The organism is Pseudaquabacterium terrae (genome assembly GCF_013266755.1).
Classification (GTDB): Bacteria; Pseudomonadota; Gammaproteobacteria; order Burkholderiales; family Burkholderiaceae_C; genus Pseudaquabacterium; species Pseudaquabacterium terrae.
In genome coordinates this window covers 144,283-164,226 of record NZ_JABRWJ010000008.1, presented here as the reverse complement: position 1 = coordinate 164,226, position 19,944 = coordinate 144,283, and the positions used below count along the sequence as shown (strand labels likewise).

Here is a 19,944-nt window from a genome sequence, read left to right as displayed (position 1 = left end):
CGGTGTCAGCGATCACCTGCTGCGCGCGCTTCGCGGCGCCGTCGGGCCCACAGGCCGATCACGCCGCCGCAGCCGAGCGCGGCCAGCACGCAGGCCAAGGTCGACGGCTCCGGCAGCTCGCGCGCCGGGCGCAGGCCGTCGGACACCAGCATGTGCAGGACCTCCGGGGCGTCGTGCGCGACTTCGGCGAGCACCGGCACGTCGCCGCCGGCGGCCAGGGCCAGCGCCGGCAGCGGCTCGGCCTTCTTGCGCCGGCGTTCCATGCGCGCACCGAGCACCGAGACGTTGCCGCAGACGTCGGGCACCATCACCGAATACAGCTTGCCGCGCTTGTCGGCCGCCTCGTACAGGCTGGCGTGCTCGACATGGCCGGGCTTGAAATTCACGCGGGTGTTGACGCACAGGGTGCGGCCATAGGTCATCGCGACGTTGCGCGGCTCGAACTCGCGCTGATCGCGCTGCGTGCGGATCGCCGCATTGCCGATCGTCACGCGATCGTCGAGCGCGCCGGCCTTGACCTTGTGCGCGATGCGTTGCACGACCTCGGCGGGCAGCTTGGCGCTGACCAGCGCCTGCTCGACCGAGCCGCGGTACGGATTGCGGCCGGGCAAGCCCCAGGCGCAGCCCTGGCGCAGGCCGAGCGGCTGCACCTGCGGCGCGGCCGGGCCGGCCGCCGCCAGCAACGGATGCTGCGGCGCGATCTCGACGCCTTCGTGATGCTCGCCCGGCAGCAAGGGTGCGGCTGCCGCACCGCTGGCCTGAGGACGTTCCGGCAGCGAGCCGAAGCTCAGCAGCGCGAGCGCACCGGCCGCCAGCAGCAGCGGCCAGCCGCGGCGCAGCGTGCCGGTGGCAACGGCCCGGCCGCGCGACCACAACGAGGGGTGCGCGGTGCTCGTGCGGCTGGGTTGGCGCGGCAGCATGCCCTGCCAGTCGCAGCCCGCCGCGCTGCAGCCATAACGCCGCCACGCACCGGCATACACCGCGGCGCGGTCGGCCTCGCGGCGGCGCACGCGACGGATCTCGCTGCCGCAGGCGGGGCACGGGCTGCGCGAGCGGCCCTGGGGGTAGAGGTACATGAGGTGTGGGAAGGCGGTTCACCGGGTTTTCGGCTGCTGCGGCGCGACATTGAGCGTCGTAACCTGCGGCATGCCCTCGACGCCCCGCCTTTCGTGCCTCTCGACCCTCTTGCGCCGCCCGGCGCTCGCCGCGCTGCTGTGCGTGACGACGCTGTCATCGGCCCAGGCGCCCGATGCATCGGCCGACTACGCGGTGCGCGTGCTGGCCGCCGTCAATGCCTACCGGCAGACCAAGGGCTTGCCGGCACTGCAGCACTCGCCGGCGCTGGCCGTGCTGGCCGCCGAGCACAGCGCCGCGATGGCGCGGCAGCGCCGGCCGAGCCACGACGGCTTCGCGCTGCGCTTCGAGCGCAGCGGCAGCGAGCTGTGTGTCGAGAACGTCGCGCAGGGCTTCCGCCAGCCCGAGCAGGTGGTGCACGGCTGGCGCGCGGTGCAGACGCACCATCGCAACATGCTGGATCCGAAGGTGAGATCCGCCGGCGTCGCCAGCGCGGGCGCGTTCGTCACCTACTTCGCCTGCGAGTGAGTGGGCAGTGCCGTTGCGTCAGTCGGCGCCGGGCCGTTCCCAAGCCGACTGCGCCCCCTCGGGGGGCAGCGAACGAAGTGAGCTTGGGGGCTTCAGTCGAGCTGCCGCGCCGCGGCGAGTGCGCGCAGCACCGCCCGGTTGACCTCGGCGACCGCGAGCAGGATGTTGTCCGACGCGGCGCGGATGTCGTAGACCGAGGCCGATTCGACCGCCCGCACCAGCTCCAGGTACGGGAAGTGCGGCCCATCCTCGTCGACCAGCGCGGCGCGCACGGCCTCGGGCACCGGAATCGAGCGCAGCAGCTCGGCGAACGGCTGCTTCATCATCCGGTCGAGCAGCGAGAAGACGCCGCAGATGAACAGCTCGCCGCGGCGCTCGGGGTCGCCGGTCTCGCGCACCAGCTCTTCCATCAGCAGCCCGCGGCGCACCGCGGCATAGATCACCGGGCGCATGTTGGCGTCACGGCTGGCCGAAGCCAGCAGCAGTGCGAGCCAGCGCTTCAGGCGCTGGTAGCCCAGCAGCATGATGGCGTGGCGGAACGAGGTGATCTCGACCGACAGCCCGAAAGCCGGCGAGTTGATGTAGCGCATCAACTTGAAGGCCATCGTCGGGTCGTTCTTCATCACCGCCTCGAGCCGTTCGACCGGCTCCTGGCGATCGACGCGGTTGATCAGCTCGACGATCGCCTGCAGGTCCGGCTGGGCCGAGGACTTGCCGCTGGCGACCACCGCATCGTCGATCGGCCAGCCCAGCACGGCGATCGCGCCGCGGCTGAAGGCATCGGTCATCTGGCCGAGCGTGCGCACCTCGCCCTGCACGTGCGGGATCGTGCGCGAGACGCCGCCGGGCGCGGGCTGGCCGTCGCGGCGCTCGTCCGACAGGTCGATGATCGAGTACGCGAAGCACGGCAGCACCTCGCGCGGCAGCGGCGTCAGCGGCCGGCCCTTGATCAGCAGCGTATTGCCGCGCGAATGCAGCGCCTGCAGCGCTTCGGTGTGGGCGATGTCGGCGGCCATGAAGGCCGGCACCTCGACCATCATGTTCAGCGGCAGCTCGGTCTGCAGCAGGTCCTGCAGCAGGTTCTCGCCGACGATGTTCAGCGAGACGCGGCCACCATCGGCGGGCCAGGTGCCACCGAGCGCGGCGAGCAGCTCGCCGGCACGCGGCGGCGCATCGGGCTTGTTCGGAAACACCGTCAGCCGCACCGCGGTGACGGCGCGGTGCCGATCGATCATCGGCGAATAGCCCAGCGCCACCTGGCCGAGCACGGGATGTTCGTTCATGTGCGGACTGTATCCCCCCCGGGAATGCCTACTTCAAGTAGTCGAAGAGCGACATGCTTTGCACCATCGCATAACTCTGCAGCGCGGCCTGGTAGCTGGTCTGCTTGTTCTGGAACTCCGACACCGCCTTGACCATGTCCAGGTCCTCGGCATCGGACTGCACCGACTTGGCCCACAGGTCGCGGTCCTGGTTGCGCGACTCGATCGCATCGAGGCGGCTCAACGCGGCGCCGGCCACCGACCGGTTGGCCGAGAAGTGGCTCATCACCGCATCGACGTCGCGCACGCCGCTGTTGACGCTTTGCGCAATCGCGCCGCGCGTCGCGTTGGGGTCGCTCAGGACCGCGATCGCGCGGTCCAGCGCCTCGAACGGATCCATGTCCGGCGTCGAGGGCGTGATGTCGAAGGCGTCGCCGTTGGCCGGTGCACCGCCGATGTCGAAGGTCATGCCGTCGACGGTGATCGCACCGCCGGGAATGTAGTTGCCGGTCTGCCCGGTCGGCACGCCGTTCATCGAGACGGCGTAGGTCGTGACGGCCGGCGGCGCGACGTTGAACACCACCTGGTAGTTCTGCCCGGTCAGCACGCTCGGATCGGCGACGCCGCCGGCATCGATGAACGCGCTGCCGGTGTTGGCCGCCGCCGCGCCGGTGACGAAGACGCCGTTGCCGCTGCGCGCCGACAGCCACACCGACTCACCGTCGACCGAGGTCGGCATCTGCTCGCTGGTCGACAGCTGGCCCTGCCCGCTGGTGCCGGCAAAGGTGACCCCGCCCGCGCTGTCGACGAAGGGCGGCGCCAGCGTGCCCTGGCCGCCGAAGATGTAGCCGCCGGCGCCGTCGGTCTGGTTGGCGAGCTGCAGCAGCTGTCCGCGCAGCGCCACCAGGTCGGTGGCCAGCGCGGCGCGCTCCGCGCCGCTGTAGGTGCCGTTGCCGGCGGAGATCAGCTTCTCGCGCGCGTTTTGCAGCAGGTCGCCGGCGCGGCCAAGCGCCGATTCGGTCAGCGCCATCGCGCTGCGGCTGACGCCGACCGAGCGCTGCGCCGATTCGATGCGCTGCTGCGCGATGAAGGCGCGCTCGGCGCGCGCCGCGGCGGTCGGGTCGTCGCTGGGCTTGCTGACGCGCTTGCCGCTCGTCATCTGCATCTGCGCTTCGCTCATTTCCGCCTGGCGGCGCTGCAGCACCGTAACGGCCGATTCGTAGCGGCTGGTGTTCGAGACGCGTCCACTCATGATTCAAATGCTCCGGTTCAGCGCGCGCCCAGCGAGATCAAGGTGTCCATCACCTGCTGCGCGGTCTGCAGCATCTTGGCCGCCGCCTGGTAGGCCTGCTGGTACTGGATCAGGCGCGCCGCTTCTTCGTCGAGGTTGACGCCGATTTCGCTCGTCAGCGCCTCTTCGCTGCGCTGCGCGACCGCGGCGCTGGTCTCGGCGGCGGAGGCCGTGCCCTGGACCCGCACGCCGAGCTCGGACAGCGTCTCGGCATACGCGTCGGTGACGGTCTGGCCGTTGATCAGCAGGCGCGACGCGAGGCCGTCGAAGCTCAAGGCGTTGCCGTTGCTCGAGCCGGGCAGCACCGTCAGGTTGATGGCCACCTGGTCACCGAGTGCCGGCACGCCCTTGAGCGACAGCTCGAAGCCGTTGTAGGCGATCGGCGCGCTGCCGTTCCAGGTGCCGGAGGCGAGCACGCCGCCACCGGAGTCGAGGATGTCGTAGTCGCCGGTCGCGCTGGTGAAGCTGACCGTCATCGCCTGGTAGGCGGCGCCCGGCGCGGCGACGACATCGAGCGAGCCGATCGACATCGAGCCGGTGTTGGTTGCCGGCACGGCCGCCTGCAGCGGGCTGGCGGCGGCGATGCCGCGCGCATTGGTGATCGCGGTGGACGCGTTCATCGCCGCGGTGCTGACGGGCTTGAGCAGGAAGCGGTCGCCCGGCTGCGGCGGCGGTGCGCCGAAGGTGATCGAGAAGCCGTCGACGATGTCGCCCGTGCCGGCGATCGGCGAGAAGATCTGGCCGTCCGACTCGCGCGTGACGCGGTAGCTGCCGGGCGCGGCCGGATCGGGTTCGAGGATGTATTCGCTCGCCTGCAGCGCGCTCGGATCGGTGATCGCCAGCGCGACGCTGCCGATCGGCACGCCCATCGGATCCCTGGCGTTCGCCGCATGCGGCATCGCCGCCGGCGCGCCCAGCTTGAACAGCGGCGAACCCTGCGCGCCGCTCAGGTCGATGCCGTAGGACTGCTGCAGGTTCATCGTCGTGCCGAGGCTGGCGACGAGCTGGCCGAGCCGGTTGCGCGCTTCGGCCAGGTCGTCGTTCTGGAACTTGACCAGGCCCGCGATCGCGCCGGCGCCGAGCGCCGAATCGAGCATCGGCGTGACGAAGCCCGACACCGAGATGCCGACGGCCACGCGCGACGGGTCGAAGTCGTCCTTCAGCGCCACCAGCTTGTTCGACAGCCCGCCGAGCACCAGGCTCTGGCCGCCGCCGACGAAGACGCTGATGCTGCCGTCCGACGCGTTGATCGTCTGCACCTCGATCTTTTCGCTGATCTGCGTGATCAGCCGATCGCGCGCGTCCATCAGGTCGTTCGGCGTGTGGTTCGTCGCCAGCGCGGCGACGATCTTGGCGTTCAGGTTGCCGACCTCGAAGGCCATCGTGTTGACGTCGCTGATCGAGTTCTTGACGTCGTTGAAGGCATTGGCCTGCAGCATCTCGATCTGGTCGCTCGACGATCGCGCGAGCGAGGCGAAATCCTCGGCGCGTGCCAGCACCGCCTGGCGCGCCGACATGTCGGCCGGCGCCGCGGCCAGGTCGGCGAAGGAATTGAACATGCGCGTCGCCGCGAAGCCCAGGCCCGACTGGCCGATGCCGAACACCTTCTCCAGCTGCTGCAGCATGCCCAGCCGTGCGCTGTCGCCGGCGGCTTCGGACTTGGTGGCCGCGACCTGCGCGGTCAGGAACATGTTGGTCGCCCGGGTCACGCTCTGCACCGTGACGCCGCGGCCGAAGAAGCCCGAGCCGGTGTACTGGCCCTCGCTGGTGCCCAGGTTCACCTGCTGCCGCGAATAACCCGGCGTGCTGGCGTTGGCGATGTTCTGGCCGGTCGTCTGCAGTTGCGCATACGCGGCGAACATCGCCCGCGTGCCGAGTTGCATCAGCATCGACATGGCGAGTCCTTAAGCCTGTTCGCGCTGCAGGCGCAGCGTGGTGTTGATGACCCGGGTCAGCTTGTCGGCATAGGCCGGGTCGGTGGCGTAGCCGGCGCGCTGCAGGCCCTGCGCGAAGCCCTTCGCGTCGGCGCCCGCGGCGACGACGTTCTGGTAGCGCGGGCTGTCCTTCATCAGCTTGGCGTAATCCGCAAAGGACTCGGCATGGTTGGCGTAGGCGCGGAACTTCTGCACCACCTTCTGCGCACGGCCGCCGATGTATTCGGTGGTCATCACGTCGACGGTCGGGCCGCTCCAGTTGGCGCCGGCCTTGATGCCGAACAGGTTGTGCGAGTTGGTGCCGTCGCGGCCGACGATTTCCTTCTTGCCCCAGCCGGTCTCGTGCGCCGACTGCGCGATCATGAAGGCGGCCGGGATGCCGGTGGACTTCTCGGCGGCCTCGGCCGCGCGCGTGTGCTGCGAGACGAAGCCGGCGGCGCTCTTCTCGGGAATCTTCGGCGTCGCGTCGGGCCGGCTGGGCACCAGCGGCAGGCTGTTGTTGGCGCGCTGCGTGCTCGGGATCGGACCCGGCGACAAACCCATCTGGCGCTCGAGCTGGCGCGCGATCACGTCGGCCAGCCCGCCGGGCTGGCCGGACATCTTGGTCGCCAGCTGGCTGTCGAGCATCTGCGTGCCGAGCTTGGTGGCCTCGTTGTCCATCAGGCCGCTTTCGACGGTCGCGGCGCGCATGCTCTTCAGCAGCTCGTTCATGAACAGCGATTCGAACTGCTTGGCCGCATCGCGCACCGCCGCTTTCGGATCCTGCGCGGCATTGCGGCGCAGCGATTCCAGGCCGCGCGAATCGCTGGCCAGGGAGGTGGTGCTGGGGATGGCGGCCATGGTGCTTCCTGACGAACCTAGATCACTTCGAGCTCGGCCTTCAAGGCGCCGGCACTCTTCATCGCCTGCAGGATTGCGAGCAGGTCCTGCGGCGTCGCGCCGAGCGAATTCAGCGCCTTGACGACGTCAGACAGCTTGGCGCCTGCCGGCAGCTGCACCAGCGAACCGCCCTGCTGCGTGATCGCGATGTCGGCCTTCTCGGCGATCACCGTCTGGCCCTGCGACAGCGGCGAGGGCTGGCTGATCACCGGCGTCGAGCTGATCGACACCGACAGCGAGCCGTGCGCGACGGCGCATTCGGCCAGCGTCACCGATTCGTTCATCACCACCGAGCCGGTGCGCGCGTTGAGCACCACCTTGGCCGCCGGCCTGGCCAGCGTGACGTTGAGGTTCTCGATGTCGGCGATGAAGCCGACCATCTCCGCCGGGTCGGCCGGCAGGCGCACCTTGACGACGCGGCCGTCGAAAGCCTGCGCCGTGCCCGGCCCCTTGATCTGGTTGATCGATGCGGCCACCGCGCGGGCGGTGGCGAAGTCGTTGGCATTCAGGTCCAGCTGCATCACGCCGCCCTGTCCCAGCGGCGTCGGCACCGCGCGCTCGACCGTCGCGCCTTCGGGCACGCGGCCGGCCGCGAGGTGGTTGATCTGCACCTTCGAGCCGCCCGCCGAGGCGCCGGCACCGCCGACGATCAGGTTGCCCTGCGCCATCGCGTAGATCTGGCCGTCGGCACCCTTCAGCGGCGTGGCGATCAGCGTGCCGCCGCGCAGGCTCTTGGCATTGCCGACCGACGAGACGTTGATGTCCAGCCGCTGCCCCGGCTGCGCGAACGCCGGCAGCTCGGTGGTGATCATCACCGCGGCGACGTTGCGCGGCTGCATCGTGACGCCCGGCGGCAGCGTGACACCCATCTGCTGCAGCATCGCCGCCAGGCTCTGCGGCGTGTACGGCGCCTGCGTCGACTGGTCGCCCGTGCCGTCGAGGCCGACGACCAGCCCGTAGCCGACCAGCTGGTTGGCGCGCACGCCCTGCACGCTGGCCAGCTCCTTGATGCGCGCGGCCTGCGCCGGCCACCAGATGGCGGCGCTGGCGAGGAAGACGCTGACGGCGATCGCCGCCTTGACGATGCGTTCGGCGCGGGAGTTTTTCATCGCCGTCCTCAGATCGGCAGCAGGGTGAGGAAGAAGCGCGCCAGCCAGGCCATCGACTGCGCCTCAGCCTGCTGGCCGCGGCCGCGCTGCTCGATGCGCACGTTGGCGATCTGCGTCGACTGCACGCTGTTGCCCGGGGCGATCGAGCGCGGATCGACCTGGCCCGAGAAGCGCAGCACGTCGACATTGGCGTTGACGCCGATCTGCTTCTCGCCGGCGATCACCAGGTGGCCGTTCGGCAGCACCTTGACGACGGTGGCGGTGATCACGCCGGAGAAGTCGTTCGAGCTCTCGGTGACGCCCTTGCCGGCAAATGTGTTGCCGCTCTTGGTGCCGAGCGACGCGCGGCCGGCGGCGAAGGAATTGGCCTTCACGCCCGGAAAGGCGCTGACCGAGGCGTCCATCTCGCCGGTCTTGTCGACCGAGCTGGTGGCCTTCTGCGTCGCCGAGATCTTCTCGGCGATCTGCACCATCAGCGTGTCGCCGACCAGGCGCGCGCGGTGGTCCTCGACCAGCGGGCGGTAGCGGTCGACCTGGAAGATCGAGCCGGTGACGGCGGCCTGCGGCGGCGGCGGCGCCGCCACGGCCGAGGTCGGCTGCAGCACGTCGACATCGGGCACGCGTTGCAGCGCGGCGCAGCCGCCGAGCAACACAGCGATCGACAACAGCGGAAGGACGCGGAGGTTCATGCGAAGCGCTCGTTCGATCAGAGTTGGGCCAGGCGCTGCAGCATCTGGTCGGAGGTCTGGATCGCCTTCGAGTTGATCTCGTAGGCGCGCTGGGTCTGGATCATCGAGACGAGCTCCTCGACGACGTTGACGTTGCTGGTCTCGACGTGGTTCTGCGCCAGCGCACCGAGCGCGCCCGACAGCGGCGCACCGGCCTGCGGGTTGCCCGACGAGGCAGTCTCGGTGAACAGGTTCTCGCCCTTGGGCTCGAGGCCGGCCGGGTTGACGAAGGACGCGAGCTGGATCTGGCCCAGCGACTGCGGAGCCGTCTGCCCCGGCAGCGTGGCCTGCACCGTGCCGTCGGTCGAGATCGTCACCGCCTGGGCGGTCGCCGGCACCGTGATGCCGGGCTGCAGCACGTAGCCGTTCTGCGTCACGATCTGGCCCTGCGAATTGAGCTGGAACGAGCCGTCGCGGGTGTACGCGGTCGAGCCGTCGGGCATCTGGATCTGGAAGAAGCCGTGGCCCTTGATCGCCACGTCCAGCGAGTTGCCGGTGGCCTGCAGGTTGCCCTGCGAGAAGTTGCGGGCCATCGCCACCGCACGCACGCCCAGGCCCATCTGCAGGCCGGCGGGCATCTGCGTCTGGTCGGCGCTGTTGCTGCCGGCCGGACGCAGGTTCTGGTACATCAGGTCCTCGAACACCGCATGGCTGCGCTTGTAGCCGTTGGTGCCGGTGTTCGCGAGGTTGTGCGAGATGGCGTCCAGCTGGGTCTGCTGGGCTTCCATACCGGTCTTGGCGATGAACAGCGAACGCATCATGGCGACGCTCCTGCGGAAATTGATGTCGTCATGATCCGCGGAACTTGAGGGTCGCCATCAAGCGAAAAGCGCCGCGGAGGCGGCGCTTTCTTCGGCTGAGCGGGAAGCAGGCTCAGGTGCTGGACAGCAGCTTGGAGGCCGCCTGTTCCTTGTCCTGCGCGCTCTGCAGCATCTTCATCTGCTGCTCGAACTGGCGCGCGGCGGCGATCATCGCCACCATGCTCTCGATGGCGCTGACGTTGCTGCCTTCGAGCGCGCCGTCCTGCAGGCGCGCCGTTTGATCGGCGGGCAGGTCTTCGGCGGCGCGGAACAGGCCGTCGGTGCCGCGCGTCAGCGGCGCTTCGGGCGTCACGAGCTTCAGCCGGCCGACGACCTGCGGGCGCTGGTTGCCGGTCTTCGCGCTGATCGTGCCGTCGGCGCCGATCTTCAGCTCGCTGTTCGCGGGGATGGTGATCGGGCCGCCGTCGCCCAGCACGGTCAGGCCGCTGCTCGTCGTCAGCTGGCCGTCGGTGTTGAGGTCGAGGTTGCCGGCGCGGGTGTAGGCCTCGGTGCCGTCGAGCGCCTGCACCGCGAGCCAGGCGTTGCCCTTCATCGCGACGTCGAGCGCACGGCCGGTCGATTGCACCGGGCCGGGCGCGGCGTTGTAGCCGGGCGTCGACTCGAGCGCGAAGACGCGCGTGCTGGCGCCCTCGCCGACCACCGGCACGGCTCGGAAGGCCTGCAGCTCGGCGCGAAAGCCCGTCGTCGACGCGTTCGCCAGGTTGTGGGCGACGATGTCCTGGCGCTGCATCGTCGCTTTCGCGCCGGACATCGCCAGATAGATCATGCGGTCCATCGTCGGCCCCCTGGCTTATCGGTCGGTCAGTCGGATCAGCGCAGGTTGACCAGGGTCTGCAGGACCTGGTCTTCGGTCTTGATCGACTGCGCATTGGCCTGGTAGGCGCGCTGCGCGGTGATCATGTTGACCAGCTCGGCGGTCAGGTCGACGTTGGACTCTTCCAGCGCGCCCGACTGCAGCAGGCCGAAGTTGCCCTGGCCGGCGGCGCCGATGATCGGGTCGCCCGAGCCGAAGCTCGCGGACCAGGCGTTGCCGCCCATCGGCTGCAGGCCCTGCGGGTTGCGGAAGGTCGCCAGCACCAGCTGGCCGGCTGCCTTGGACTGGCCGTTCGAATACTGTGCCTTGATGATGCCGGTCTTGTCGATGCTGACGCCGGTCAGCTGGCCGGGGGCGTAGCCGTCCTGCGTCAGGTCGGTCACCGAGAAGGCGGCGCCGTACTGCGTGGCCTGGCCGACGTCGAGGTCGAAGTCGATCTGCAGCGAGGCACCGCCGGCGGTCAGCGGCACGCCGGCATCGACGGTGATCGGCACCGGAGCCGCAGGCGACAGCATCGAGCCGCCGTCGGTGGCGAACTGCATGTTGTCGATGATCGGGCCGCCGGCGGCGGGCATCGGCTGGCCGTTGGCGGTCATGTAGACGTCCCAGGTGTCGACCAGCGTCGGGTCGGCGACCGTGTCTTCCTTGCGGAAATAGAAAGTCAGCGCCATTTCCTGGCCCTTGGCGTCGTAGACGGTGACCGAGGTCGCGTTGTTGTAGCTCGTCGGGTCGGCCGGGTCGAAGGGCAGCGCGACGGCCGGTCCGCCGACGCGCGAATCGAGGTTCAGCTCGAGGCCGACCTCGGTGGTCGACGCGGGCGCCACGCCGGCCGTCGGCAGGCGCAGCGCCTGCACGGTCGACGGGATGATCGCGCCGTCGGTGTTCGCGGCGTAGCCGAGCAGCTTGGCGCCGGTGCCGTTGACCAGGTTGCCGTCCTTGTCGAGCTGGAACTGGCCGTTGCGCGAATAGACGGTGGTGCCACCCGAATCGAGCTGGAAGAAACCGTTGCCGTTGATGGCGATGTCCAGGCCGCTTTCGGTCGTCGTGATGTTGCCCTGCGTAAAGCGCTGCGTCACCGCGGCGAGGTTCACGCCGATGCCGATCGCATTGCCGCCCGAGCCGTTCATGGCGTTCGCGTACATGTCGGCGAACTCGGCCCGCGAGGCCTTGGCGCCATAGGTGTTGGCGTTGGCAATGTTGTTGCCGATGACGCTGAGGTTCTTGCTGGTCGCGTTGAGGCCGGACAGGCCTTGCTGGAATGCCATGGTGGGCTCCTTCGGGGATTCAGGACTGAGGACTGAGGACTCAGGATTGGGAGATGGCCTTGACGTCGCTGTAGCGCACGACGCCTGCCCGGTCGAGTTCAACGGTGAGTTGCCCGCCGTCCTGGTAGACGGCGCGCACGGTGTCGGCGACGAGCGGCATGGTTTCGACCTTGACGCCGCCGGTCTGGGCGCTGACCTCGAAGGTGAGCCCCGTCATCTTGGGATTCGGTGCCTGCCAGTCGAAGCTCAGCCGGCCGGCGTCCGATGCACCCATCTTGATGGTGTCGATGACCTTGCCGCTGGCGTCCTTGATGCTGACGCTGACCGATTGGGCCGGCCCGGCGAGCGCGAAGCCGCCGTGGGCCGTGCCTTCGGCGTCCAGCGCCAGCTGGTTGCCCGGCACCAGCACGCTCTTGCCGATCAACGACGCGGCTTCGAGCGACTGCGACTGCAGCATCATCGAATTCATCGAGACGATCGACTTGTTCAGGTCGTCGATGCCGCTGACGGTGGAGATCTGCGCCATCTGCGTCGTGATCTGCGCGTTGTCCATCGGATTCAGCGGATCCTGGTTCTGCATCTGCGTGACCAGCAGCTTCAGGAACCGGTCGGTCTGCTCGCTGGCCGTGGCGACCTTGCCCGTCGGGCTGGTCGCGCCGAGCGCCGCGCCGGCGCTGGTGCTGTTGCTGGTGTCGACACTGCTCATCGCTCAGGCTTTCAGGATTGGCCGAGCTGCAGCGTCTTCAGCAGCAGGCTCTTGGCGGTGTTCATCACTTCGATGTTGTTCTGGTACGAGCGCGAGGCCGAGATCATGTTGACCATCTCCTCGACCGGATTGACGTTGCTGTAGGTCACGTAGCCGGTGGCGTCGGCGCCCGGGTGCTTCGGGTCGTGCACGCGGCGGCCGGGGGTGGCGTCCTCGATCACGTTCGACACGCGCACGCCGGCGCCCTGCGGGCCGCCTTCGACCGCACCCATCAGCGTGGTCTGGAAAACGACCTGGCGCGCCTTGTAGGCCTGGCCGTCGGGACCGGCGACGGTGTCGGCATTCGCCAGATTCGAGGCGACGGTGTTCAGGCGCTGCGACTGCGCACTGACCGCGCTGCCGGAGACGTCGAAGATCTGGAACATGCTCATGGCTCAGTCCTTGTCGTCAACCACCGTTGTGGTTCTTCATCGCTTCGGTCAACGTGCGCATGTGCCCGTTGATGAAGCGCAGCGTCGCTTCGTACTTCACCGCGTTCTCGGCGAAGGCCGCGCGTTCGCGGTCGAGGTCGACGGTGTTGCGGTCAAGGCTGTCCTGCGGACCGGTGGCATAGAGCAGCTCGTTGTCGCTGCGCGCGCCGGCACTCACGTCCATGTGGCCGGCGCTGGTCACCGCCATCTGGCCGGGCACTGCTTGCGTGCCGCCCGTGGCCTCGCGCAGCGCCTTGGCGAAATCCATGTCCCGCGCAACGAAACCCGGCGTATCGGCGTTGGCGATGTTGCCGGCGATCAGACGCTGACGCTCGGCCCGCAGCGTCAGCGCCTGGGCGTGGAAGTCGAGCGTGGAGGTCAGGCGTTGCATGGCGGATAGGGGTCGATGCCACGGCATTGTGGGCAAGCGACCCGCGAACATGAGCCCGAATAAAGGACCGATCACCGCCCAATTCCAGCCACTGCATCAGGGCCTTCCCGGCGAGCATGGAGGAATGAAGAAGATCGCCCTCAGCCTGTCCGTCGCCTGCGCATTGGCCAGCGCCGCTGCGTCGGCCAACCCGGGCGCACCGACCCTGGACCCCGCGCTCGCGCAGCAGCTGCAAAGTCTGGCCGCCGAAGCGGCGAACGCGGCGCTGGCCGCCGGCTCGCCGCCGGTGCGCGTCGAGGTCGAGCTGGGCCAGCTCGATGCGCGGCTGCAGCTCGCGCCCTGCCAGCAGATCCAGCCCTACCTGCCTGCCGGCACCCGCCCGCTCGGCCGCAGCCGCATCGGCCTGCGCTGCCTGCAGGGGCCGACGAAGTGGAACGTCTACCTGCCGATCACCGTGAAGCTGTTCGGCCAAGCCTTGGTGGCGACCTGCTCGCTGCCGACCGGCTCTGTGATCGAGGCGCGGCACCTGATGCTGGCCGAGGTCGACCTCGCGGCCAGCCCCGAGCCGGCCTACACCACGCTCGCCGCGCCCCTGGGCCGCACGCTCGCGCGGCCGCTGGCTGCCGGCGACACGCTGCGCCGCGGCGACCTGAAGCTGCGCCAATATTTCCAGGCCGGCGACCTGGTGCGCATCGTCGCCGTGGGCAATGGCTACGCCGTGAGTGCCGAGGGACAGGCGCTGAACAACGGCCTCGAGGGCCAGCCGGTGCGCGTGCGCACCGAATCCGGCCGCATCCTGAGCGGTTTGCCCGCGGGTGAGCGCCGGGTCGAGATTCCGCTGTGAACAAGATCCCCGCCCAGAGGACAATCGCGGCTGCGGCCGGCCGCGCTGCTCGACCCCCTGGATCGGGGGATCCAGCGAAAAGATGTGCGAAAGCCCTAAAGTCCGGCTTATCGCGGGCCGATACCCCGAGCATGTCTCGGGGCAATGTCAGGTGACCGCCCCGCAGGAGTCCACCATGAAAATCGGTTCCCTCGAAAACAAAGCAGCCGTCTCCCCGGCGATCACCGAACGCAAGACCAACAGCACGTCCGGCGCGCCTTCGCCCGAGCCGAGCGCCAAGGTCGAGCTGTCGGCCGGCGCGCTGCTCGGCGCCGGCGGCGGCGAGTCGGTGTTCGACGCTGAAAAGGTCCGCCGCATCGCCGAGGCGATCCGCGACGGCAAGTTCGAAGTCAATGCCGAGGCCATCGCCGACAAGCTGATCGCCAACGCCCACGAATTGCTGAGCCCGCGCAGCGGCGGCTGACAAGCGGCATTCACGCCGGCCCCGAAGCGCCGGCCGACCCGGCTGCAGCCTCGTCCCCAGCAACCCTCAGGTTCAAACGCCGCATGATCACCACGCCCGCCGAGCAGCACGCCCTCCAGCAGACCAGCGATCTCGAAGCCGCAGTCGCGCGGGTCGAGCTTGGCCTGACGGCCCTGGCCGACGCCCTGCGCGAGCGCGACGCGCCGGCGGTCGAGTTCAAGGCCAACGAACTGCACCGTGCGCTCGCCGCTGCGGTGCAGCGTTTCACCCACGCGGCACGCCACGGCGGCGTGCCCGAGCCGATGCGCCGCCGCCTGGCGCGCGTCAGCGGCCAGGTCGCCTCGCAACGCGAAGCGCTGGCCCGCGCCACCGCGGCGCTCGATCGTGCGATCGACGTGCTGCTGCCCGACCATCCGCACAAGGCGGCTGCCGCCGGCCTGTACGGCGCACGCGGCCTGCCCGACGGCCTGCGCGGCGGCACCTCCGTCGTCGCCTGAGCGGCGGGGCATCGCCCCACGCGGGCGACGGCCAGCGTGCAGCGCACGCAGCACTTCGACACAAGGGTTGCTCACGTAGGTGACGGCCGACGCCAAGTCTCGGCATGCGCCGGCACCACGCCGACGCCATCTTGCCGACACTGGCGCCCCTCATCCCTACCGAGATCCCATCATGAAGTGCACCAAGCTTTCGCTGTTGCTGGCCGGACTGTTGGCCGTGTCGTCCGGCTATGCGCAGACCACGACGACCCCCACTGCGCCCTCGCCTTCGGCCACCACGACCGCGCCCTCGACCATGAAGCTCACCAAGGAGCAGGCAAAGGCCGAGCACGATCGCATCGAGGAAGCCTACAAGACCGACAAGAAGGCCTGCGACGCGCTGAAGGACAACGCCAAGGACGTTTGCCAGGCCGAAGCCAAGGCCAAGGAAAAGGTGGCCAAGGCCGACCTGAAGTACCGTGAGTCCGGCGACCAGAAGCACGCGGTCAAGCTGGCCGAAGTGAAGGCCGAGACCGAGTACGACGTGGCCAAGGAGAAGTGCGAGGACCTCAAGGGTGCCGCGCAATCCGACTGCAAGAAGCAGGCGAAGGACGTCGAGAAGGCCGCCCGCGACGCCGCCAAGAAGTCGGCCAAGACCTGAGTTCCGACGACCGCGGGCCGTGGCCTGAGCCACGGTTTTCGGATGCAGCGCGCGCCCGAGGGCGCGCGCTGCGCTTGGCCGATCAGACGTCCAGCAGCGTCGCGAAACCGCCGTAGATCATGCGCTTGCCGTCGAAGGGCATCGGTGCCTTGTCCGGCGATAGGCGCGGGTCGGACATGGCCTTTTCCATGCCCTGGTCGCGCGCGGCCTTGTTGGGCCACTCGATCCACGAGAAGACCACCGTCTCGTTCGCCTCGCGCTTGACCGCCATCGGGAACGAGGTGAGCTTGCCCTCGGGCACGTCGTCCCCCCAGGCCTCGACGACGCGCAGCGCGCCGTTCTCCTTGAATACATCCGCCGCCTTGGCCGCGTGGGTCTTGTAGATCTCGCGCTTGTCGGTCGGCACGGCGACGACGAATCCATCGATATAACTCATGGAAAGCCTCCTTGGGCATTGGGGGTGGACGATGCGGCACATGGGGTGCCTGCTGAGTCAACGACGGGCCGCTCCCGAGTGACTCACCCCCTTGGGGGCGGCGGCGGGCATTTGCCGCCGCCTGGGGGCCTGCTCCCACGACGAACGAGGCGGGGCGAAATCGACAGCTGGGGCGGGAGCACGTACATTTCGACACGCAGCGGCGGCCAACGCAGCAGCCGCGCGATGACAGGTCGTTCTGGGGATCACAGCATTGAAGACACGCGGACGCCAGGCTTTGCCTGCGGACCCGGGCGGCGAAACCTTGCCCTGGTCCGACAGCGCCTCTCCGTTGCGCGCAGACACGGCGTCATCGACGTCCGCGCTGCGGCTCGGTGCGGCTTGTCTGGGCGTCGGCGCGGCGCTGGCCGCCGCGGCGGCGCTGTGGTGGCTGGCGCCGGCCTTCGCCGGTGCGCCGGCCGCCGCGCTGCAGCGGGGTCTGATCGCCGGCGCAGTGAGCCTGCTGCTGCTCGGCGCGCTGGCCGGCGTGTTGTGGCGCGCGCAACGCTTCGCCGCGCACACGCTGCGCCAGACCGCCAAGGAATTGCGGCGCGGCCAATGGGAAACGGCCGTTGCCGGCCTGCGTGAACCGCGCCGCGCGGTGCCGTCGGCCTTCGGCGATCTGGCGGAGCAGGTCGAAGGGGTGATCAGCGAGAGCGAGCGGCGCTGGCGCGCGCGCGTCGAGATGTCGACCGACTGGTACTGGGAGATCGACCAGCGCTTCAAGCTGTCGAACCTCTCGGCCGATGCGCCGATCGCCAAGCCCGCCGGCCGCGCTTTGGGCGACCTGCTCGGCCGGCGCCACGACGAGCTGGCCTTTCTGCAGCCGCCGGCGATGGGCTGGGCGAGCTTCCACGACCTGCTCGAACGGCAGGAGAAATTCCGCGACGTCGAGATCGCGATCAGCGGCCTCGGCGCGCGCGAACGCGGCTGGATCGCCCTCTCGGGCCGGCCGCGCTTTCGCAGCGACGGCCTGTTCGGCGGTTACGAAGGCGTGGCGCGCGACATCACCTCGAACAAGGAAGCCTTCCGCCGGCTGCAGGCCAGCGAGCAGCGCTATGCGGTGATGGCCGGGCTGTCGGCCGACTGGTACTGGATCACCGACGACCAGCACCGCTTCCCGCAGCCATCGGCCGACATGCTGCGGCGCTTCGGCAACCTGGTGCTGCGCAATGTCGGCAAGACGCGCTGGGAAGCCTATCCCGATGCGCTGGCGGTCGAGCAATGGGCGCTGCACCGCGACGAGCTCGACATGCGCCAGCCCTTCCGCGCGCTGGAGTTCCCGGTGCAGCGCGACGACGGCCGCACGATCTGGCTCTCGCTGGCCGGCGCGCCGCGCTTCGACGACAGCGGCGAGTTCGTCGGCTACCACGGCGTCGGCCGCGACATCACGCTGCGCAAGGTGACCGAGCAGATGCTGCAGCGCCACAACCGCGAGCTGCAGCTGGCGGTGACTGCGCGCACGCGCGAGCTCGAGCTCGCCAACCGCGACCTCGATGCCTTCGCGCGCCAGCTGGCGCACGAGCTGCGCACGCCGATCGGACATGTGCAGGGCCTGGCCGAGCTGCTGCGCCAGCGCCTGGGCGCGCGGCTCGATGCGGGCGAAGGCGAATTGCTCGACCTGCAGTCGCGCGCCGCGCAGGAGATGCTGGCGACGCTCGAAGCGCTGCTCGAGCTGGCGCGCTCGTCGAGCGCGGCGATCGAGCGCCAGGCGGTCGACCTGAGCGCACTGGCGCTGGAGGTCATCGCGCAGCTGCCGGTGCTCGAACGCGCGGCGCCGGTCGACTGGCAGATCGAGCCCGCGCTCGTCGTCTGGGCCTCGCCGCAGCAGCTGCGCATCGTGCTGCAGAACCTGCTCGGCAATGCCGCGAAGTTCACGCGCCGCGTGCCGCGGCCGCGCATCGCCTTCAGCGGCCAGCGCGATGCCGAAGGCCAGCTGCTGCTGCGCATCGAGGACAACGGCGCCGGCTTCGAGCCCGAGCTGGTGGGGCGCCTGTTCCAGCCCTTCCAGCGGCTGCACCGCAACGACGACTTCCACGGCAACGGCATCGGCCTGACGATCGTGCAGCGCATCGTGCAGCGCCACGGCGGCACGATCAGCGCCAGCGGCGCGCCCGGCGTGGGCGCGGTGTTCGAGTTCACGCTCGGGCAGCGCGAAGCCGTGCGGCCCGACACGGCGGCCGACAAGACGCGCGAGACCGCCGCCAGCCCGCGGGCCCAGCCGGCGTGACGCAGTCGACGCGCTGGCCGCGTATGTCGTTCGTTAGCGCCGCGGCGTCCTGAAATCCGGGGTCAACGACCCGAAGCGCCGGCGTGTGCCGCGACGACGCGGCACAACAACACCGAGGCGCCCTCGGCCCGCGCGCCCTCGATGGCCGTGCGCACGTCGGACTCCGGGCCGCGGGCGAGCACCGCGAAGCCATCGTCGACCGCCGCCAGGGCGAGCCAGTCGTCGTCGGGCGCCGCTGCCGCCAGCCGCTCGCCCATCTGCACCGCGAACTCACCGACCACGACCTTCGGATCGATGAGCGTGCGCCCGCCGACGATCAACGCGCGGCCGACGCCCTGCTTGATCGAACGCGCATCGGGCAGCGTGCGCGCGACGGCATCGGCCGCACCCGACAGCGAGCTGCTCGCCAGCCCGGTGACGCTCTTGGCGCCGTCGACGATGTTCTTCAGCAGGCCTTTGCGGTCCGAGTTCGAATCCGACATGCGCACTCCCTTTCCCACGCTACGACGATGGGCGCGACGGTAACGCATCGGCGTCGAACTGATCCATCTGCGCGCGCCAGTCCGCCGCCTGGCCGCGGATCCACTGCACGAAGTGCCGCACCGCGGGCAGCGCGGCGCTGTCCTCGCGCAGGATCAGCCAGTTGTCGCGCGGCGCGCGGCAGACCACCGGGCTGGCCATCACGAGCTGGCCTGACTGCAGCCGCGGCCAGGCCAGCGACAGCCGCGTCAGCGCGACGCCGAGGCCGTGCTGCGCGGCATCGAGCGCGACGTCGGCGTCGTTGAAGGCCGGGCCGGCGGCCTCGAAGTCCGTGGGCAGCCCGGCGGCGTCGAACCACGCGCGGCCGTCCAGGCTGATGTGCTGCAGCCAGGTGCGTGCCGGCCAGCGCCGGAGATCCGCGTCGAGGGCCTGCAGCCGGCCCGGGCGGCGACCGCCAGCAGGCGGTCCTCGAACAGCCGCTCGCTCGCCAACTCGTCGCCCGCCGGCTGCGCGCCATGGCGCAGCGCGACCATCGGCACGCGCGGCGGCGGGCGGATCAGCGCGTAGTCGGTCTGCACGATCAGCGCGACCTGCGGATGGCGCGCGACGAAGTCCGGCAAGCGCGGCAGCAGCCAGGCCTTCGCGGTCGACGCCAGTGTCTCGATCTGCAGCGTCTGCGCGGCGGCGTCGGCGCTCGGGTAGACCGCTTCATGCAGCGCGGTGAGTGGCGCGCCCAGGCGCCCCAGCAGCTCCTGCCCATCGCGCGTCAGGCGCACCTGCGGGCCGCGGCGCTCGAACAGCGTCAGCGCGCACCAGTCCTCGAGCTGGCGGATCTGCCGGCTGACCGCGCCGGGCGTCAGCTTCAGCTCGGCCGCAGCGCGCGAGAAGTTGCCCAGCCGCGCCGCGGCTTCGAAGGCCTGCAGCGAGAACAGCGGCGGCAAGCGGTCGCGCATGGTGCGAAATCCTCAAGGTCAATGTGCCAAGGCCTCGCTGTTCAGCGCCGCCGGCGGCCGGGATGATCGCGCCGCATTGTGCAAGCGAGG

General features: G+C 69.9%; 23 protein-coding genes. 6 read left to right on the top strand and 17 right to left on the bottom strand.

The annotated features are described in order from the left end of the window. Positions 1-5: 5 nt before the first annotated feature. Positions 6-1,076 (bottom strand): hypothetical protein, encoded by a 1,071-nt coding sequence (locus HLB44_RS25350; protein WP_173129175.1) that lies wholly within the window; start codon positions 1,074-1,076, stop codon positions 6-8. Positions 1,077-1,146: 70 nt separating this feature from the next. Here HLB44_RS25350 and HLB44_RS25345 point away from each other — a divergent pair, with 70 nt between their 5' ends. Continuing rightward, the gene (locus tag HLB44_RS25345) at positions 1,147-1,602 is read left to right on the top strand and encodes a CAP domain-containing protein (protein ID WP_173129172.1); all 456 of its coding nucleotides are present in this window, start codon (positions 1,147-1,149) and stop codon (positions 1,600-1,602) included. A 92-nt stretch (positions 1,603-1,694) separates the two neighbouring features. Here the strand turns inward: HLB44_RS25345 and HLB44_RS25340 are convergent, their stop codons facing one another. From HLB44_RS25340 to flgB, 12 genes are all read right to left on the bottom strand, one after another. After that, the gene (locus tag HLB44_RS25340) at positions 1,695-2,885 is read right to left on the bottom strand and encodes an EAL and HDOD domain-containing protein (RefSeq protein ID WP_173129170.1); all 1,191 of its coding nucleotides are present in this window, start codon (positions 2,883-2,885) and stop codon (positions 1,695-1,697) included. 28 nt (positions 2,886-2,913) lie between these two features. Next, positions 2,914-4,116, bottom strand: a complete 1,203-nt coding sequence (gene flgL / locus HLB44_RS25335) for a flagellar hook-associated protein FlgL (RefSeq protein WP_173129167.1) — start codon at positions 4,114-4,116, stop codon at positions 2,914-2,916. 17 nt (positions 4,117-4,133) lie between these two features. After that, complete coding sequence (gene flgK / locus HLB44_RS25330; protein WP_173129164.1) at positions 4,134-6,050, bottom strand: flagellar hook-associated protein FlgK; 1,917 nt, start codon at positions 6,048-6,050, stop codon at positions 4,134-4,136. A gap of 9 nt (positions 6,051-6,059) precedes the next feature. Then, complete coding sequence (flgJ, locus tag HLB44_RS25325; protein WP_173129161.1) at positions 6,060-6,929, bottom strand: flagellar assembly peptidoglycan hydrolase FlgJ; 870 nt, start codon at positions 6,927-6,929, stop codon at positions 6,060-6,062. A gap of 17 nt (positions 6,930-6,946) precedes the next feature. After that, on the bottom strand, positions 6,947-8,077 hold the full coding sequence (locus HLB44_RS25320; protein WP_173129158.1) for a flagellar basal body P-ring protein FlgI: 1,131 nt from the start codon (positions 8,075-8,077) through the stop codon (positions 6,947-6,949). Positions 8,078-8,085: 8 nt separating this feature from the next. After that, the gene (locus tag HLB44_RS25315) at positions 8,086-8,766 is read right to left on the bottom strand and encodes a flagellar basal body L-ring protein FlgH (RefSeq protein WP_173129155.1); all 681 of its coding nucleotides are present in this window, start codon (positions 8,764-8,766) and stop codon (positions 8,086-8,088) included. A 17-nt stretch (positions 8,767-8,783) separates the two neighbouring features. Beyond that, on the bottom strand, positions 8,784-9,566 hold the full coding sequence (gene flgG / locus HLB44_RS25310) for a flagellar basal-body rod protein FlgG (RefSeq protein WP_173129152.1): 783 nt from the start codon (positions 9,564-9,566) through the stop codon (positions 8,784-8,786). Between the two features lie 112 nt (positions 9,567-9,678). Further along, positions 9,679-10,401, bottom strand: coding sequence for a flagellar basal-body rod protein FlgF (gene flgF, locus HLB44_RS25305; protein ID WP_173129149.1), 723 nt, complete (start codon positions 10,399-10,401; stop codon positions 9,679-9,681). 35 nt (positions 10,402-10,436) lie between these two features. Continuing rightward, complete coding sequence (gene flgE, locus HLB44_RS25300; RefSeq protein ID WP_173129146.1) at positions 10,437-11,705, bottom strand: flagellar hook protein FlgE; 1,269 nt, start codon at positions 11,703-11,705, stop codon at positions 10,437-10,439. Between the two features lie 40 nt (positions 11,706-11,745). Continuing rightward, positions 11,746-12,411: a flagellar hook assembly protein FlgD gene (locus HLB44_RS25295; protein ID WP_173129143.1), complete on the bottom strand. Its 666-nt coding sequence runs from the start codon at positions 12,409-12,411 to the stop codon at positions 11,746-11,748. An 11-nt stretch (positions 12,412-12,422) separates the two neighbouring features. After that, positions 12,423-12,842, bottom strand: a complete 420-nt coding sequence (gene flgC / locus HLB44_RS25290) for a flagellar basal body rod protein FlgC (RefSeq protein ID WP_173129140.1) — start codon at positions 12,840-12,842, stop codon at positions 12,423-12,425. 16 nt (positions 12,843-12,858) lie between these two features. Further along, positions 12,859-13,272 carry a flagellar basal body rod protein FlgB gene (gene flgB, locus HLB44_RS25285; protein ID WP_173129138.1) on the bottom strand — a complete coding sequence of 138 codons (414 nt, stop codon included), beginning with the start codon at positions 13,270-13,272 and terminating at the stop codon, positions 12,859-12,861. A 124-nt stretch (positions 13,273-13,396) separates the two neighbouring features. Between flgB and flgA the strand changes: the two genes are divergently transcribed. The 4 genes from flgA to HLB44_RS25265 all read left to right on the top strand — a co-directional run bounded on the left by flgA (position 13,397) and on the right by HLB44_RS25265 (position 15,716). Continuing rightward, positions 13,397-14,116 carry a flagellar basal body P-ring formation chaperone FlgA gene (gene flgA / locus HLB44_RS25280; protein ID WP_173129135.1) on the top strand — a complete coding sequence of 240 codons (720 nt, stop codon included), beginning with the start codon at positions 13,397-13,399 and terminating at the stop codon, positions 14,114-14,116. Positions 14,117-14,291: 175 nt separating this feature from the next. Continuing rightward, on the top strand, positions 14,292-14,579 hold the full coding sequence (gene flgM / locus HLB44_RS25275; RefSeq protein WP_173129132.1) for a flagellar biosynthesis anti-sigma factor FlgM: 288 nt from the start codon (positions 14,292-14,294) through the stop codon (positions 14,577-14,579). An 83-nt stretch (positions 14,580-14,662) separates the two neighbouring features. Then, positions 14,663-15,076, top strand: coding sequence for a hypothetical protein (locus HLB44_RS25270; protein WP_173129129.1), 414 nt, complete (start codon positions 14,663-14,665; stop codon positions 15,074-15,076). 172 nt (positions 15,077-15,248) lie between these two features. After that, positions 15,249-15,716, top strand: coding sequence for a hypothetical protein (locus tag HLB44_RS25265; protein ID WP_173129126.1), 468 nt, complete (start codon positions 15,249-15,251; stop codon positions 15,714-15,716). Positions 15,717-15,798: 82 nt separating this feature from the next. Here HLB44_RS25265 and HLB44_RS25260 read toward each other — a convergent pair whose 3' ends face one another. Then, on the bottom strand, positions 15,799-16,152 hold the full coding sequence (locus tag HLB44_RS25260) for a DUF1428 domain-containing protein (protein WP_173129123.1): 354 nt from the start codon (positions 16,150-16,152) through the stop codon (positions 15,799-15,801). Between the two features lie 331 nt (positions 16,153-16,483). Here HLB44_RS25260 and HLB44_RS25255 point away from each other — a divergent pair, with 331 nt between their 5' ends. Continuing rightward, the gene (locus HLB44_RS25255; RefSeq protein ID WP_173129120.1) at positions 16,484-18,421 is read left to right on the top strand and encodes a sensor histidine kinase; all 1,938 of its coding nucleotides are present in this window, start codon (positions 16,484-16,486) and stop codon (positions 18,419-18,421) included. A 62-nt stretch (positions 18,422-18,483) separates the two neighbouring features. Here HLB44_RS25255 and HLB44_RS25250 read toward each other — a convergent pair whose 3' ends face one another. The 3 genes from HLB44_RS25250 to HLB44_RS25240 are packed head-to-tail and all read right to left on the bottom strand — an operon-like array spanning position 18,484 to position 19,854. Then, positions 18,484-18,903, bottom strand: a complete 420-nt coding sequence (locus tag HLB44_RS25250; protein WP_173129117.1) for a hypothetical protein — start codon at positions 18,901-18,903, stop codon at positions 18,484-18,486. 19 nt (positions 18,904-18,922) lie between these two features. Beyond that, positions 18,923-19,240 (bottom strand): LysR substrate-binding domain-containing protein, encoded by a 318-nt coding sequence (locus HLB44_RS37430; protein WP_173129968.1) that lies wholly within the window; start codon positions 19,238-19,240, stop codon positions 18,923-18,925. Continuing rightward, on the bottom strand, positions 19,150-19,854 hold the full coding sequence (locus tag HLB44_RS25240) for a LysR family transcriptional regulator (RefSeq protein ID WP_173129114.1): 705 nt from the start codon (positions 19,852-19,854) through the stop codon (positions 19,150-19,152). Before HLB44_RS25240 ends, HLB44_RS37430 begins: the two co-directional genes overlap by 91 nt. Between the last annotated feature and the right edge of the window lie 90 nt (positions 19,855-19,944).

Coding starts and splice junctions, on each gene's coding strand:
- HLB44_RS25340 (WP_173129170.1), bottom strand. CDS start 2,885: ATGAACGAACATCCCGTGCTCGGCCAGGTGGCGCTGGGCTATTCGCCG.
- flgL (WP_173129167.1), bottom strand. CDS start 4,116: ATGAGTGGACGCGTCTCGAACACCAGCCGCTACGAATCGGCCGTTACG.
- HLB44_RS25265 (WP_173129126.1), top strand. CDS start 15,249: ATGAAGTGCACCAAGCTTTCGCTGTTGCTGGCCGGACTGTTGGCCGTG.
- flgK (WP_173129164.1), bottom strand. CDS start 6,050: ATGTCGATGCTGATGCAACTCGGCACGCGGGCGATGTTCGCCGCGTAT.
- HLB44_RS25320 (WP_173129158.1), bottom strand. CDS start 8,077: ATGAAAAACTCCCGCGCCGAACGCATCGTCAAGGCGGCGATCGCCGTC.
- HLB44_RS25315 (WP_173129155.1), bottom strand. CDS start 8,766: ATGAACCTCCGCGTCCTTCCGCTGTTGTCGATCGCTGTGTTGCTCGGC.
- HLB44_RS25260 (WP_173129123.1), bottom strand. CDS start 16,152: ATGAGTTATATCGATGGATTCGTCGTCGCCGTGCCGACCGACAAGCGC.
- flgE (WP_173129146.1), bottom strand. CDS start 11,705: ATGGCATTCCAGCAAGGCCTGTCCGGCCTCAACGCGACCAGCAAGAAC.
- HLB44_RS25240 (WP_173129114.1), bottom strand. CDS start 19,854: ATGCGCGACCGCTTGCCGCCGCTGTTCTCGCTGCAGGCCTTCGAAGCC.
- HLB44_RS25350 (WP_173129175.1), bottom strand. CDS start 1,076: ATGTACCTCTACCCCCAGGGCCGCTCGCGCAGCCCGTGCCCCGCCTGC.
- flgM (WP_173129132.1), top strand. CDS start 14,292: ATGAAAATCGGTTCCCTCGAAAACAAAGCAGCCGTCTCCCCGGCGATC.
- flgJ (WP_173129161.1), bottom strand. CDS start 6,929: ATGGCCGCCATCCCCAGCACCACCTCCCTGGCCAGCGATTCGCGCGGC.
- flgF (WP_173129149.1), bottom strand. CDS start 10,401: ATGGACCGCATGATCTATCTGGCGATGTCCGGCGCGAAAGCGACGATG.
- flgB (WP_173129138.1), bottom strand. CDS start 13,272: ATGCAACGCCTGACCTCCACGCTCGACTTCCACGCCCAGGCGCTGACG.
- flgC (WP_173129140.1), bottom strand. CDS start 12,842: ATGAGCATGTTCCAGATCTTCGACGTCTCCGGCAGCGCGGTCAGTGCG.
- HLB44_RS25345 (WP_173129172.1), top strand. CDS start 1,147: ATGCCCTCGACGCCCCGCCTTTCGTGCCTCTCGACCCTCTTGCGCCGC.
- HLB44_RS25295 (WP_173129143.1), bottom strand. CDS start 12,411: ATGAGCAGTGTCGACACCAGCAACAGCACCAGCGCCGGCGCGGCGCTC.
- HLB44_RS25250 (WP_173129117.1), bottom strand. CDS start 18,903: ATGTCGGATTCGAACTCGGACCGCAAAGGCCTGCTGAAGAACATCGTC.
- HLB44_RS25270 (WP_173129129.1), top strand. CDS start 14,663: ATGATCACCACGCCCGCCGAGCAGCACGCCCTCCAGCAGACCAGCGAT.
- flgG (WP_173129152.1), bottom strand. CDS start 9,566: ATGATGCGTTCGCTGTTCATCGCCAAGACCGGTATGGAAGCCCAGCAG.
- flgA (WP_173129135.1), top strand. CDS start 13,397: ATGAAGAAGATCGCCCTCAGCCTGTCCGTCGCCTGCGCATTGGCCAGC.